This window comes from Haloferula sp. A504 (assembly GCF_044385805.1).
Classification (GTDB): domain Bacteria; phylum Verrucomicrobiota; class Verrucomicrobiia; order Verrucomicrobiales; family Akkermansiaceae; genus Haloferula.
Genome location: NZ_JBISBU010000048.1, coordinates 1 through 14,276 on the forward strand (window position 1 = coordinate 1; position 14,276 = coordinate 14,276).

Below are 14,276 nucleotides of genomic sequence, written 5' to 3' on the forward strand. Positions count from 1 at the left end.
GGTTGGGTTTTGTGTGTGAGTCATTGATTTGAACACCAACAACTTACACCAAAACTCCAACCGCCCTCAATTCTCGGTATGAGAAATCCGGGCTAACATCCATTGCCCGACGGCACCTCGCTGATATGGTTCATGTGAACACTATGAACCTTCAGGAAAAGCTTGCCATCCTCGCCGACGCGGCGAAATACGACGCCTCCTGCGCCAGCTCGGGGGCCAACCGCCGGGACTCGCGCAACAGCAAGGGAGTCGGCTCGGCCGGGGGTGCGGGAATTTGCCACAGCTACGCGCCGGACGGACGCTGCATCTCACTGCTCAAGGTCCTCCTGACCAACCGCTGCCTCTACGATTGCCACTACTGCATCAACCGTAGATCCTCGAACGTCCGCCGCGCCGCCTTCACCCCCGCGGAGGTCGTCAAGCTCACGCTCGACTTCTACAAGCGCAACTACATCGAGGGACTGTTCCTCAGCTCCGGCATCATCCGCAGTGCCGACCACACGATGGAGCAGCTCGTCGCCGTCGCCCGCTCGCTGCGCGAGGAACACGATTTCCGCGGCTACATCCACCTCAAGACCATCCCCGAGGCATCCCCGGAAATCATCGAGGAGGCCGCCCGCCACGCCGACCGGATCAGCATCAACCTCGAGCTGCCGAAGCAGGAAAGCCTCGACCGGCTCGCGCCGGAGAAGAATCTCGCCCGCACCAAGGAGGCCATGGGACGGATCCGGCTCAGGCTTGACGATGCGGCCGACCGCAGACGGGGAGGCGATCGAAAGCTCCGCCACGCGACCGGCCAAAGCACCCAGGTGATCGTCGGCGCCGACGCCTCCACCGATGCCGACTTCCTTGCCCGCTCGGAGGAGTTGTATGGCTCCTACCGCCTGCGCCGGGTGTACTACTCGGCCTTCAGCCCCATTCCCGAACCCTCGGCCATCCTGCCGGTGAAGCCGGCTCCGCTGCTCCGCGAACACCGTCTCTACCAGTCCGACTGGTTGATGCGGTTCTACGGCTTCGACCGCCGTGAGATCCTCACTCCCGAGCAACCCAATCTCGACCTCCACCTCGATCCCAAGCTCGCCTGGGCCCTGCGCAACCGCCACCGCTTCCCGCTCGACCTCCGCACCGCCTCCCGCGAGGACCTGCTGCGCGTCCCCGGCCTCGGCCCGCGCAATGTCGACCGCCTGCTTTCGATCCGCCGCTTCGCGCCCATCCGCCTCGCCGATCTCGCCCGGCTCAGGGTCTCGCTGCCGAAAGTCAGGCCCTTTCTCATCACGGCCGACCATCGACCACCCGCCACCGAACTCGACAGTGACCGCCTCCTCGCCCGCTTCGCCCCGAAACCGGAGCAACTGGAGCTGTTCTGCTGAAACAACCCAAGACGCGCGCCCCCACACCTTCCCGCTTCCCGCTTCCCGCTTCCCGCTTCCGATGCGCACCGTCGACCCCGGCCCCTCGTTCACCACATGGCGGGATGCCGCCCGGCGACTGCTGGCCGGACGGATTCCGCCGGAAGACATTCTGTGGGATAAGGAACCCGGACTCTTCTCCGGCCTCGCCGAGGAACCCGCGAACTACGAAATCCACCGTAGCCAATCTCCTCCCGTCCCAAGGTCCTTCGTCAATCTCGCCAGGAACGTCGCCTGCCACGGCGACCCCGGCCGCTGGGCGCTGCTCTACCGCATCCTCTGGCGCGTCACCATGAAGGGCGAACGCCACCTGATCGCCGTCGCCACCAACCCCGACATCGCCCGCGCCCGGACGATGGAAAAGAACGTCCGCCGGGAGATCCACAAGATGCACGCCTTCGTCCGTTTCCGGAAAACCGGCGAAGGAGAAGACGGCCGCGAACGCTTCGTCGCGTGGTTCGAGCCCGACCATTTCATCGTCGAGGCCGCCGCTCCCTTCTTCCGCAAGCGATTCGCCAACATGGACTGGTCGATCTTCACCCCGAAGGGCTGCGCGCACTGGAACGGTGAGGCACTGAGCTTCACCGAGGGAGTCCAGAGCAACCCCTGCGATAATCCCGATGCCCTCGAAGAGGCGTGGCGGACCTACTACCGCAGCACCTTCAACCCCGCCCGGCTCAAGCCGAAGATGATGCAGACCGAGATGCCCAAGCGATACTGGAAGAACCTGCCCGAGGCCGGACTCATCGACGAACTGGTCCGCCACGGCCGGATCCGCGCCGACGACATGATCCACACCCCGCCCTCCCCCGTCCGGCCCGAACCGAACCTCGCCTACCTTGAGCGGCTCCGCGGTCTCCCGGACACGCCCGACGAGCCGGAGTCGTGAAAGACTCCGTCACCCGCCCACGTTCCGCCCGTTCATGCCCCACCCGCTTCTCGTCCTCGGCCTGACCTGCCTCAGCGTGGCGGCCTCTCCGCGGCCGAACGTCCTCTTCCTCATCGCCGACGACCTCAACACGGCGCTGAGCGGCTACGGCCATCCGCAGTGCCGCACGCCGCACCTCGACCGGTTGGCGAAGCGCGGGGTCACCTTCAGCCGCGCCTACTGCCAGTATTCGGTCTGCGGCCCGTCGCGGGCATCGATCATGTCGGGGCAGTATCCAATCACCACCGGGGTGACCAAGAACGACCAGCCGCTGCCCGAGCAAACCGTCACCCTGCCCGTCCTCTTCCGCCGCGCCGGCTACTGGACCGGTCGGGTGAGCAAGATCTACCACATGGGCGTGCCCGGCCACATCTACACCGGCGATCCCGGCACCGACCACGCCCCGTCGTGGATGCACACCTACAACGTCAGCGTGATGGAGGGCCTCGCCCCGGGCAAAGCCGAGGACCTGATGCTCGACGACGTGACCCCGCAGATCCCCGCCCAGCGCGAACGCTGGAAAAAGGTCGAGGGCAAGGGCGGGCGGTTCCTGATTCCCGGCAACCACCAGGGCAGCGACTTCCTTGCCGTCGAAGCCGACGAGACCGCCGAATTGGCCGACGCCCTCGCCGCCGACGAGGCGATCCGGTTGCTGCGCGAGCGGGCAAAATCCGAACAACCCTTCTTCCTCGCGGTCGGCTTCGTCCGTCCCCACGTCCCGCTGGTTGCACCGGCACAGTCCTTCGAGGGCTATGAAGCCGACAACATGAAGCTTCCCGAGGTCCCCGAGGACGACCTCGACGACATGCCCAACGCCGCCAAACACGGCACCAATGCCCGGCGCTACAAGCTCACCGAGGAAAACCAGCGCAAGGTCCTGCGCGCCTACTACGCCTGCATCACCCACGTCGACGAGCAGGTCGGCCGCCTGCTCGACGAGCTTGAGCGCCTCGAACTCGCCGACGACACCATCGTCGTCTTCCTTTCCGACCACGGCTACCACCTCGGCGAGCACACGATGTGGCAGAAGATGAGTGTGATGGAGGAAGGCGGGCGCGTCCCGCTCATCATCGCCGACCCCGGGCTCGGGACGAAGGGCGGGCGCTGCGCCCGCATCGTCGAGTCGCTCGACCTCTACCCGACCCTCGCCGAACGCGCCGGACTCACGCCACCCCCGGTGATCCAGGGCTGCAGCCTGGTTCCACTCCTCAAGGATCCGGCCGGGCCCGCGGTTCGCGAGGGCGCCCTGATCCAGGCCGGCCGGAACTTCGCGCTCCGCACCGGGAAATGGGCCCTGACGCGCCACGCCGGGCGGAAGGGAGAAGGAGGCGGCACCATGCTCTACGACATGGAAAAGGATCCGCAGCAGTTCACCAATCTCGCGGGACGTCCGGAAGTTGCGGAGATTGAAAAGACCCTGAACGACCGGCTCGACCGACGTTTGGCCGAGGCCCGGCGTTGATCTCGACAGGGAGCGCGGACTTCAATCCGCATCGACAGGATCTCCAGGCGGGCGAGCGGACCAAAGTCCGCGCTCCATCCCTGGCCCTCGCGGCCACAACTTACTCCGCGCCGTATCCCGCCGCCGGTGTGCCGTCGTCGTTCAGCTTGCCCACACCCCACAGGATGCCGCGGGCCACGAGGTCGAGGTAGCGGTCGTCCGCCACCGTTTCATTGAAGTGGCCAATGGTGGTGCAGAACACGCGGGCTTTCTTCGGGCCGTAGAGATTGGTCCAGGTCACCACCGCCTCGTTCTTGCCCTGCTTGGCCTTGGCCAGCGCATGGGTGCCCTCGTGTACCATGATGTTGTTGTAGAGCTCCTCGTCGCCGGTGGTCCAGTCCGGCAGGCCCTTGGAAATCGGGTGCTCCTTGTCGACGTAGTAGATGTCCAGCGGCTTCCTCGGCCCGTGACCGCTCGACTGCAGCCCGAGGAACTCGAACCACTTGCCATTCTCGGCGCCCACCTCGAGCGGCTGCTTGAAATTCCCGAAACGGAAGCTGTGCATCGCGCAGTGCAGCGCGACCGCCGGCAACCCGTCGACGTGCGGCTTGAGCACGTCCTCGATCAGCTTCACATCGCCGATCCCGGCCGCGCACTGGTCGTGGATCACCAGGTCATAGTCCTTGGCATACTCGGGATCGCCCAGGATCGGCAACGGCGGCTTGGTCGACTTGTCGTCGGTGTGGACCTGGGTCACCACGGCATTCAACCGCGCCTCGATGCCGACCTTGATCAGGTCTTTCTGGACCCCGTAGTCGTGGCAGCAGCCGCCGGTGATCAGCATCAGCTTGAGCGGCTTCTCGGCGGCGGGAGCGAGGGCCGTGGCGAGAGCAAACAGGAAGAGGATCGTCTTTTTCATGGTTCTCTGCGGTGAGTAGAGCGACTACGCACGCGTTTGGCCATCTCGATCATGGGATCGACCACGGGGCGCTTCCCTCACCCCGGCCACCAGATCCACAGTGCGGTGGCCCCGGCCGCGGTGGCGCCGAAGGCGGCGAGCACCGGCCACAGCATCGAGCGGTGGGCCAGCACCGCGACCATGCCGGCCTTGAAGACGAGGTTGGCCAGGCCGCCGAGCAGGATCACCCGCCAGCCCTGGCCGGTGCCGATGTGGCCCTTGCCGACCAGTTCGGCGGTGGAAAGCGTGATCGCATCCATGTCGGTGAGCCCCGAAATCGCCGCCACGGCGTAGAGTCCGGCGTCACCGAGATGCTCCTTGGCATAGGCCACCCCGAGCAGCACGCCGACATAAAGCAGGGCGAAGACCACCGCCGCCTTGAACTCCGACGGCGCCTCGCGATCGTCTTCGGCGCTTTCGCGGACCTTGACGAAACGGCCCAGAACCCACGCCACCACCACCGCCCAGCCCAACATCGCTGCAAAGGGCGGCAGCATCGGGCGCCCGGCCTCTCCACCGGCGATCCAGATCTCGGCCATCACCCGCACGAAGACGATCGCCGTGGCAATCATCACCACCAGCGCGCAGACCCGCGAACTCTCCGGAGCCGACTTGCTCCGGCGCGCCATGCCGGCGGTGGTCGCCGTACTGGAAATCAGCCCCCCCAGCACGCCGGAAAGCACCGCCCCCTTGCGGCCGCCGATGAATTTCGAGGCGAGATAGGCCGCCAGGCTGATGCCGACGATCAGCACCACCATCAGCCAGATCTTGAAGGGGTTGATCACGCCGAGGTAGCCCATCTCCCGGTTCGGCAGCAGCGGCAGGATCACCAGTCCGAGCAGCACCAGCCGCGAAATCTCCCGCAGCTCGCCTTCGCCAAACCGCCCGACCCAGCCGTGCAACTGGGACTTCCCTTGCAGAAGCACCATCACGATCCCGGCGCAGACGGTCGCCTCGAGCCGGTAGCCCATCGCCACCGCCACCCCGACCGCGAAAGTCACGAGCAGGGCAAACTCGGTGGTCAGCCCCGGGCCTTCCTCCCGGGCATCCCCGGCGCCCGGAACGTTCGCGAAAATCATCAACGCCACGCAGCCGAGCAGGGCCGCCGCGATGACCCAGCCGCCATGGGCCTCGGCGATGGCCGCGCTCAGCCCGCCGAGCAGCGCCACCAGCGGGAAGGTCCGGATGCCCGCCATCGGCTTCTGGACCCACTCGCGCTGCAGGCCGATCAGCAGCCCCAACCCGAGAGCGATCGCCAGCGAAACCAAAAGCCCGCTCATCTCAAACCCTCCGTGGCCCATCCTTGCAGGGATGCTAACCCAGGTGCGCCTGCAGCTCAACCGGGAGAAAAAGACGTGATTTGCCGTCGGGCGGCCACCACAATCGGTCGCTATGGTTGAATCCAAAATTCTCCCCACGGGCATCCTGGTGCTGCGGCCCTCGGGTCCAATCTCGGCCGAGGATGTCGATATCGTCCGAGAAAAGGTCGATTCCCATCTCGCTGCTGACCACGAGCTCAGGGGCCTGATGATCGAAGCTGCGTCCTTCCCCGGCTGGAAGGACTTGGCGGGGATGTGCTCCCACCTGCGCTTCATCCGCGACCACCACCGCATGATCCCGCGGGTGGCGATCGTCTCCGACAGCGCCTTCCTCGCCGCCCTGCCGAAGCTCGCCCGCCACTTCCACCACGCCGAATTCCGGCGCTTCGACACCGGGGAAAGCGAAGCCGCGCTGGCCTGGCTTTCCAAGGTGTCCGAGCCCGACCTTTCCGCCATCCGGCGCGGCTGGTTCCCCGACCGCAAGCTGATCTGGATCTACGTCCACGGCACCGTCCACACCGGCCCCTACCGGGAGCTGGCGGAGTGGATGGAAGGCATCATCACCGAGCACAAACCCGTGTCCTTCCTGATCGATCTTGAGGACCTCGGAGGCGTCGATTTCGGTGCGGTGATGACCGATCTGAAATTCGGGCTCAAGCACGTCGGTGACATTCGCCGCATGGCACTGGTCGGAAACCGCCACTGGACCCGGCGCCTGGCATCGCTGCCCAATCCCTTTTCGATGGAGATCCGCGCCTTCTCCGAAGCCGAGGAGCACGAGGCCTGGGACTGGGCGAGTGCCTGAGCACCGCAAGCATCGAGACTCCCGGGCCCGGATGGCCTGATGTCCGGAGCGAAGCGCTGGCTTTTCGACAAACCTGCATAAACTCTCGAGTGTGAACGACCATTTCCCAGAGGTGACCGATGCCGAACACGACCAGGAATTCGTGGCCTTGCTGACCGCCCACCAGGGGCCGGTGCTGGCCTACATCCGGTCGCTGATGCCCGGATTTTCGGGCGCTTCGGACATCCTCCAGCAGACCAACATCACCCTCTGGAAGAAGAAGGACCACTTCGAGCTGGGCACCAACTTCAAGGCCTGGGCCTTCGCCATCGCCCGCAACCACGTGATGGACCAGCGCAAGAAGCTCAAGCGCAACGGCTGGCTGGTCTTCAGCGACGAGCTGGCCGAGGTCTTCGCCCAGGAGATCGAGGAAGATGAACCCTTCGATCAGGACGAGGCCTTCCGGGCGCTGGAGGTCTGCCTGTCGAAGCTCCGCGACCACGACCGGGAACTGGTCCGGAAGCGCTACTGCGAGAGCGTGACCCTCGACGACTACGCCAGGGAGCTGGACCGCAGCTCGGGCACCCTCAAGGCCCGCCTTTTCAAGATCCGCGCCAGCCTCCGCCGCTGCCTCGACAACCAACTCGAACACCTGCACGCATGAGCCTTCGCGACGACGAGCAACTCATCCAGGACGCCCTCGACCACAAGCTCGATGCCCGGCGCTTCGCCGCCCTGGAGGCCCGCCTGCTGCGCGAGCCCGAACTGCGCCGGCTCTACCTGAGCTACAGCCGGATGGACGGGCTGCTCGGAGAGAAATTCGGTGATACCGCGTCGAACGTCACGCCCATCCGCCGCAAGCCGGCCCGCTTCGTTTCCTGGGGTGCCATCGCCGCCTGCCTTGCCGGCCTGGTGGCGGTCCTGCCCGTCGCGCTGAAAAAACAGCCCGAGTGCCTCATCGAGTTCGGCCCCGAGTCCCACGGCCGCGTGATCCACGCCCGGGGCGACTCCGGAGACCGGGTCCTGCGCGTCGGCTCGCGCCTCGAACTCGAGCACGGCTCGGCCTCGGTCGCATTGCAACATGGCGGCCGTGCCTACTTCGAGGGACCCGGCACCCTGGAGATGGTCGAACCCGATCGTTTCCGGCTCCACGAAGGCCGCGCCTGGTTCGAATCGACGGCCAACGGCCCGATCGCCTGCATGACCGACACCTTCGAGATCCAATCCGGCCCCGGTGAATTCGGTGTCATCGCCACCAATCAAGCCGAGCTGCACGTCCTCTCCGGGGAACTCTCCGTGCTCACGCCCGACGGCAAGACCGCCGGGCTCTCCGCGGGCCACTCCGCCCGCTGGGATGGTGAGACGCTGCTAACCGCCGACACCGCCACGGCCTTCACCACCGGATTTCCGAAAGCCGTGACGATCTTCGCCGACAACTTCGACGAGCCCAACCTCACACCCCTTTCCGGCAAAATGCCCGACACCGGCGCCGGGCCGTGGAAGATCGAATACGGCGGTCCGCTGATCGAGAACGGCATCCTCGACACTTCCGGCAACGTCCGCCACACCGCCTTCGCTCCGCTGGAGATTCCGGTGCTCGATGATCTCTCCCACGTCCTGCTTCTCACGCTGGAAACCGAAGATCCCGCCACCTCGCGCTTCCACTCGCCCGGCTGGGCCGGCGTCAGCCTCTACACCGGCGACCAGGAGCGGATCTTCGTCGGCGATCCCTGCGGCCTTGCCGAAGGCTGGGCGCTGCATCCCGCCGGCTACTCGGCACGCAACGCCTGCCCGCTGCTCCACGGGAAGTCGACCGTCACCCTGCGCTACGACTACCGCACCGGCCTCGCCCAGCTTTTCGAAGGCACCGACACCTCCGGCCCGGCCCTGGCATCCGAGTGGATCGAACCCGGCCTCCAGTTCGACCGCATCCGCATCGCCAACGGCTCGCAGGCCGATGCCGCCGTGGATGCCGGCAAGCCCGCCTCGGCCGCCGGCGACGGCCCCGGGGTCGAGGTCCGCGGCGACATCGCCCTGCGAAATCTCCGCCTCAGCGTGCTGAGCGCCGACGCCCGCTCGGTCGCCGCGCAGCCCTGAGCAGCACTCCGCCGCGCTCATGGCCCGCGCGCGAGAATGCGCGTGGCCAGTCTTCACGCTTGTCCCCAGACGGAACCTGCGGCTATGATTCAAAAGAATCATCCGCCGGAAGGATGAAAGCGGCTCCTTCATCTCCCGCAACCCCGACCCCCTCCAAGGGCCCGGGCGCGGGGCTGCCGTTGCCGAAAAGGCCGTTTTCAGGCAGTCTGGAGTTCATCTTCGCCATGATGGTCGGATGGTCCGGTGCCATGGGTGCGGAGGCACCATCCGCGCCCCTGAACCTGAAAGTCAACGACCTCAACGCCACCTCCTGCCTCCTGACCTGGGATCCACCCGCCGACTCGGGCGGTGCACCCATCCTCTCCTATCTTGTGCTGCTCGAGGAAGTTTCCACCGGCATTCCTCAATTCTGGACGACCTTCGACGCCAGCATCCCGGTCGACACCCTGTTCCCCGCCACCGACTACCGCGTCGAGGTAAAGGCCCAGAACTCCGTCGGGACCGGCCCTGCCGCGATCGAAACGTTCACCACCCTGATCTCGGGACCGGCGCTGCTGAACGGTGTGGCTTCCGACCCCGACAACGGGGACGCCGTCTTCAGCGGGGGCGATGTCATCACCCTCAGCTTCGATGTGCCGACCAACGAACCCGATGTCGGTTCGAAAGCGGATCTCGACCAACTGCTCCAGTCCACCGAGTCGCTGGGCGCGAACTATACAGGCGTTTGGACCCAGCCCGACCGCCTCGTGATCACGATCATGGATCCGGGTCTCGCCACCCCATTCATCGGGGCAACATGGATCTGGGTGCGGGCCGAAGGCAACCTGCGCAACGCAGCCGGAACCTCGGCTCCCTCCACGTCGACTGCCGTCCTGACCGGAAACTGGGGGACCTTCAATCAGCCTCCCGCAGGCGGCACACTGCAGGCACTCCCGGAAAGCTCCTACTCCGAGGTCACGCTCGTGGATCTCGACGCGCCGGATTGGACCGACGCCGATGGCCATCTTCCCCTCGACTACCGCTTTTTCAGCCGGGCGACGGATGGCAGCACGACTTTCCTCAACTTCTGGAATTCATCCGGTAGCTGGACCGGATTCCTGCCACCGGGAGATCCCTCCGACGCCTACCAACTCACCGTGGGGGTTCTCGTCCGGGACGCTCTGGGTGGGACGACCGAGAGCACCATCCAGGTGACCTCCGCCCGCCCGGACATCGGGCTACGCCCGGAAACCTTCGACGGCATGGTTGGCAGCGTGCTGGCCGAAGGAACGGTCGTCGCCACGCTGTCGGGAGAGTTCGAAGGGGCGGCCGCAAGCTACGAATTCGTCTACGGCGAAGGCGATTCGGACAACGCGCTCTTCGAAATCCATGAAACCGCCGGGCTCCTCGTCCTGACCTGCACCAAAGCGCTGGATCTCGCGCTGAAGAACCGGTTCTTCCTGCGCTTGCGGGTCATGACGACCTCCCATTCCTTCGAACGCACCGCGGTACTGGCGATCGAGCGCGGCGACATCGATCAATGGCGGAAGGCCAAATTCCCGGATTCCGATCTCTCGGACCCGGTCGAAGAGGCGGCCATCTGGGGCGACGAGGCCGACCCGAACGGCGACGGAATGCCGAATTACATGCACTACGCGCTCGGCCTCGGTCCCTTCGACGAGTTGATGAACTTCGCCATCTATCATCGGCTCTCCCCTGTCACCGGCCTGACCGTGGGATGCCGGCATCTGGACGACCCCCAACTAGTCACCCAAGCCCAATTCAGCGATGATCTGGATTGGACCTCCTCCCCCTGGCTCCCGGCGACCCGGCTGCCGGATCCTCCCCTCGATTGTTTCGAGGTCACCGACCCCGCCGGCCCCGCTCCCAAGGCCCGATTCGGGAGAATCATGCTGGAGAAAATCCCGTAACGACTGGCGGCGACATCGCCCTGCGCAACCTGTGCCTCAGCGTGCTGAGCGCCGACGCCCGATCGGTGCCCCCCAGCCCTGAACGAGATTTCGGTAAACCCATCGCCTCCCGAAAGCCATTTCGAGATAGGCCGGTCCGCACCACGGACCGCCTCGGAATCGTCAACGCATCCAACCCATGAAATCCAAACCCGCCTCCGCGGGCCGTTCGCGGCTCGCCATTTCCGCGCTGGCCCTCGGCCTCGCGACCACCGTCTCCGCCGCGCCCGTCATCGATGGCACCGACGACGGAACCGAGGGATACGTGCAGCTCGACTCGCAGACCAACTCCGGTTTTGGCACCGACAACATCCTGGCCAACATCAAGGCGGTTCAGGAGGCCAACAACCTCCACTTGCTGCTCGGCGGACTCGTGAAGGACAATGCGATGATCCTCTTCATCGACTCGAAGCCCGGCGGCATCAATGCCATCGCCGGCAACACCATCACCAGTGGCGGCGAGGAATTTTCCATCAACAACATGGGCGGCCTGACCTTCGAGGCGGGTTTCGAAGCGGACTACGCCGTCCGCATCTTCGGAAACGGCGACAGCACCGGGGCGTTCTTCAATACCTACGACCTCGTCACCGGCGTTCGCGACTACGCGGGCAACTCCTTCGGCGATCCGTCACCGATCGCCACGAACGTTCCCATCATCGCCGACTTCGGCACCGTTTGGACCGCTCTTCCGTCGCCTCAGACCGATGCCGTCAATGGCCCCGAGATCGCGCTGAACCTCGGGACCCTCGGCGTGCCGGTGGGAGTCAATGACGTGAAGCTCCTCGCCTTTGTCACCAACGGCGGCTCGGACTTCATCTCCGACTGCGTTCTGGGTGCGCTGCCGTCGGGCGGCAACCCCGGCGCCCCGAGTGGAGTGAACTTCGAAACGATTGGCGGCATCCAGACCCTCACCGTGTCGGTCAACGCGGCGGCCGACGACGACAGCGACGGCCTGCCCAACAGCGCAGAGAACAGTTCGGGCACATTCAACAACGTCAACGACACTGGCACCAACCCCAACAACACCGACACCGACGGCGACTTCCTGGGCGATCTCTTCGAGGCCTTCAAGAACGGCACCCTCGGCACCAACCCGAATCTCGCCGACTCGGACAGCGACGGAGTCAATGACGCCACCGAAATCTCACTCACAGGTTTTGCGAACGACCCCTCGACCCCTGCCGGCGGGGCCACCGACATGATCGGCTTCGACTTCTTCGACTACGCCAACGGCGGCATCAACGGCGCCACCGGCTTCGAAACCCGCGTCTTCGACTTCGATAACAACCTCACGAATGACCCCTTCCTCGGCCACACCGGGGCCGTCGCTCCCTGGACGACCAGCTTCGGCACCCAGATCATCTGCGGCCGCCTGTTCACCGAGGGCAGCAATGCGATCCGCCAGTTCAATGGCCCCTTCACCGGCGGCGCCGCTCTCGGTGTGGTGGAAAACACGATCGGTGCCGACGCGAAGGAGGTCTTCGTGAAGATCGACCTCACCCGGCTTTCCGGTGCCACCTTCTCCGGCGTGTCCTTCGTCAATGGCACCACTGAAGTCGCCTTCGCCGGAGTCCTCGATGCCCTCAACGGCGGTGACCGCAACTTCGGCGTCGAAGTCACCGGCGAAGCCGGCGCGGCCTTCACCGGCGATATCCCCGTCGATCGCCAACCGAACACCATCGTCGCCCGACTCGACACCTCGGGCATCCCGAGCATCGCCATCTGGGTCGATCCCGACACCTCCACCGCCAGCGCTCCCGCGCCGGATGCCACCGCCGACTTCGTGACGGCCGCCAACGCGGTCGCCACCGGCATCCGCATCGCCTCCGGCGGCCGCAGCTACTGGGACAACCTTGCGGTGACGACCACCTGGGACGAACTCGATGCGATCACGCCGACCGACAATGATGGGGGTGGAGCCGACGGACTCCGCGACAGCTGGGAAGAACTCTTTTCCCCCGGTGATCTGACAGTGCTCTCGGCCGGCGGGAACAACGACCTCGACACGCTGATCAACAGCGACGAGCAGGTTCGCGGCACCAACCCTCTGGATCGCGACACGGATGGAGACACACTCGATGACAACGTCGAAACCAACACCGGAGTCTTCGTCGATAGCTCGAATACCGGCACCGATCCCTGCGACAGGGACACCGACGACGACACCCTGGAAGACGGCGAGGAGGACGGCAGCAGCACGTTCGTGGCGGGCGTCTCTGCAGGCTCGAATCCCAACGCTCCCGATTCTGACAACGATGGCGAGAACGACGGTTTCGAGTTCTTCCAGGGCACGGATCCGAACGTTGCGGGTGACAACTCGGGTGCCAAGGGACTCGTCCAGGTCAATGGCGTGAGGGACGGTGGTGACGCCTACGGCACCCACGTCGCGGTGCAGAGCATCAACACCGAGTTCGGAGACAATACCAACGAGCTCAATGCCGCCTACGCACGGGTGCAGGGCGGCAATCTCTACCTGATGCTCACCGGCAATCTGGAGGACAACTTCAACAAGCTGGAGATCTTCTTCGACTCGAAGAGCGGAGGTCAGAGTCAGTATGCGGCGGTGGCAGATGCAGGACACGAATCCGGTTTCGTGGATGGCACCAACTCACTGAACGACATGTTCTTCGAGACGGGGTTCACGGCAGACTACCACCTCATCGTTCGCCGCGGACTCGGCAAGTTCGACCTCGATATCATCGATCTCCAGGGAGGGAACTTCAGTTCCTACGAAGACATCCTCTCCTTCGGCACGACCGGATACGGATCGACCGGCACCGGCGTGAATGCATTCCCGATCCGGGTCGGCTACGACAACTCCAACACGGGAGGCGTGACCGGAGGAAACGGACCGGCGGTGGAGGCCGATGCCCTCGCCGTGACCACCGGCCTCGAGCTCTGCATCGATCTGGCCGATCTCGGCTCACCCACCACCGAAATCCGGGTGATGGCGATGATCATCAACAACAACCACGACTTCCTCTCGAATCAGGTGCTCGGCGGACTGCCGGCCGGAACGGGGAACCTGGGCAACCCCGCCTTGGTCGATTTCGATGCTGTTGCCAATCCCTCCACCGGGATCCCGGGCGATCAATCGTTCACCATCAGCGTGGTCGAGCCCACCGGTGAAATGAAGATCGACTCCGTCGCGCTGATTCCCGGCAACAAACTGCAACTCCAAGTCAGCGGCCTGACGCCCAACTCGACCTATCTGCTGACCGAGTCCGGTAATCTCTCCAGCTTCGGCACGCCGGGGGGTGCCGTGACCTTCAATGGATCCCCGGCAACCGACGGGGAGTTCACTCCCACCACTTCCACCGCCACCCTCGAGGTCGAGTTGCCCGCCGGCACCCGCGCCTTCTACCGGGTCGAAGACGCCCCCTGATGGGCC

The 14,276-nt window shown here is 65.2% G+C and carries 10 protein-coding genes; 8 read left to right on the forward strand and 2 right to left on the reverse strand.

Translation table 11 applies throughout. From position 1 onward, the window contains the following. The first annotated feature begins 143 nt into the window (after positions 1 to 143). From ACG2LG_RS18130 to ACG2LG_RS18140, 3 genes are all read left to right on the forward strand, one after another. On the forward strand, positions 144 to 1,370 hold the full coding sequence (locus ACG2LG_RS18130) for a putative DNA modification/repair radical SAM protein (protein WP_396261380.1): 1,227 nt from the start codon (positions 144 to 146) through the stop codon (positions 1,368 to 1,370). 61 nt (positions 1,371 to 1,431) lie between these two features. Beyond that, positions 1,432 to 2,298, forward strand: coding sequence for a TIGR03915 family putative DNA repair protein (locus ACG2LG_RS18135; protein ID WP_396261382.1), 867 nt, complete (start codon positions 1,432 to 1,434; stop codon positions 2,296 to 2,298). A 34-nt stretch (positions 2,299 to 2,332) separates the two neighbouring features. Further along, on the forward strand, positions 2,333 to 3,799 hold the full coding sequence (locus ACG2LG_RS18140) for a sulfatase (protein WP_396261384.1): 1,467 nt from the start codon (positions 2,333 to 2,335) through the stop codon (positions 3,797 to 3,799). 100 nt (positions 3,800 to 3,899) lie between these two features. Here the strand turns inward: ACG2LG_RS18140 and ACG2LG_RS18145 are convergent, their stop codons facing one another. Continuing rightward, on the reverse strand, positions 3,900 to 4,697 hold the full coding sequence (locus ACG2LG_RS18145; protein ID WP_396261386.1) for a ThuA domain-containing protein: 798 nt from the start codon (positions 4,695 to 4,697) through the stop codon (positions 3,900 to 3,902). Positions 4,698 to 4,774: 77 nt separating this feature from the next. Next, a complete protein-coding gene (locus ACG2LG_RS18150) occupies positions 4,775 to 6,016 on the reverse strand; it encodes an MgtC/SapB family protein (RefSeq protein WP_396261388.1) in 1,242 nt (413 codons plus the stop codon). Positions 6,017 to 6,128: 112 nt separating this feature from the next. Here ACG2LG_RS18150 and ACG2LG_RS18155 point away from each other — a divergent pair, with 112 nt between their 5' ends. The 5 genes from ACG2LG_RS18155 to ACG2LG_RS18175 all read left to right on the forward strand — a co-directional run bounded on the left by ACG2LG_RS18155 (position 6,129) and on the right by ACG2LG_RS18175 (position 14,270). Then, entirely contained in the window at positions 6,129 to 6,860 is a 732-nt protein-coding gene (locus ACG2LG_RS18155) for an STAS/SEC14 domain-containing protein (protein ID WP_396261390.1), read from the forward strand. A gap of 91 nt (positions 6,861 to 6,951) precedes the next feature. Further along, entirely contained in the window at positions 6,952 to 7,503 is a 552-nt protein-coding gene (locus ACG2LG_RS18160) for a sigma-70 family RNA polymerase sigma factor (RefSeq protein ID WP_396261392.1), read from the forward strand. Beyond that, positions 7,500 to 8,936 (forward strand): anti-sigma factor family protein, encoded by a 1,437-nt coding sequence (locus ACG2LG_RS18165; protein WP_396261394.1) that lies wholly within the window; start codon positions 7,500 to 7,502, stop codon positions 8,934 to 8,936. The genes ACG2LG_RS18160 and ACG2LG_RS18165 overlap by 4 nt, the downstream gene beginning before the upstream one ends. A gap of 224 nt (positions 8,937 to 9,160) precedes the next feature. After that, entirely contained in the window at positions 9,161 to 10,846 is a 1,686-nt protein-coding gene (locus ACG2LG_RS18170; RefSeq protein ID WP_396261396.1) for an REJ domain-containing protein, read from the forward strand. Between the two features lie 178 nt (positions 10,847 to 11,024). Next, positions 11,025 to 14,270, forward strand: a complete 3,246-nt coding sequence (locus ACG2LG_RS18175; RefSeq protein WP_396261398.1) for a hypothetical protein — start codon at positions 11,025 to 11,027, stop codon at positions 14,268 to 14,270. Positions 14,271 to 14,276 lie beyond the last annotated feature (6 nt).

Bases quoted from the DNA above. Each gene is read 5' to 3' on its own strand.
- ACG2LG_RS18130 (WP_396261380.1), top strand. From the start codon at position 144: ATGAACCTTCAGGAAAAGCTTGCCATCCTCGCCGACGCGGCGAAATAC.
- ACG2LG_RS18135 (WP_396261382.1), top strand. From the start codon at position 1,432: ATGCGCACCGTCGACCCCGGCCCCTCGTTCACCACATGGCGGGATGCC.
- ACG2LG_RS18140 (WP_396261384.1), top strand. From the start codon at position 2,333: ATGCCCCACCCGCTTCTCGTCCTCGGCCTGACCTGCCTCAGCGTGGCG.
- ACG2LG_RS18145 (WP_396261386.1), bottom strand. From the start codon at position 4,697: ATGAAAAAGACGATCCTCTTCCTGTTTGCTCTCGCCACGGCCCTCGCT.
- ACG2LG_RS18150 (WP_396261388.1), bottom strand. From the start codon at position 6,016: ATGAGCGGGCTTTTGGTTTCGCTGGCGATCGCTCTCGGGTTGGGGCTG.
- ACG2LG_RS18155 (WP_396261390.1), top strand. From the start codon at position 6,129: ATGGTTGAATCCAAAATTCTCCCCACGGGCATCCTGGTGCTGCGGCCC.
- ACG2LG_RS18165 (WP_396261394.1), top strand. From the start codon at position 7,500: ATGAGCCTTCGCGACGACGAGCAACTCATCCAGGACGCCCTCGACCAC.
- ACG2LG_RS18170 (WP_396261396.1), top strand. From the start codon at position 9,161: ATGATGGTCGGATGGTCCGGTGCCATGGGTGCGGAGGCACCATCCGCG.
- ACG2LG_RS18175 (WP_396261398.1), top strand. From the start codon at position 11,025: ATGAAATCCAAACCCGCCTCCGCGGGCCGTTCGCGGCTCGCCATTTCC.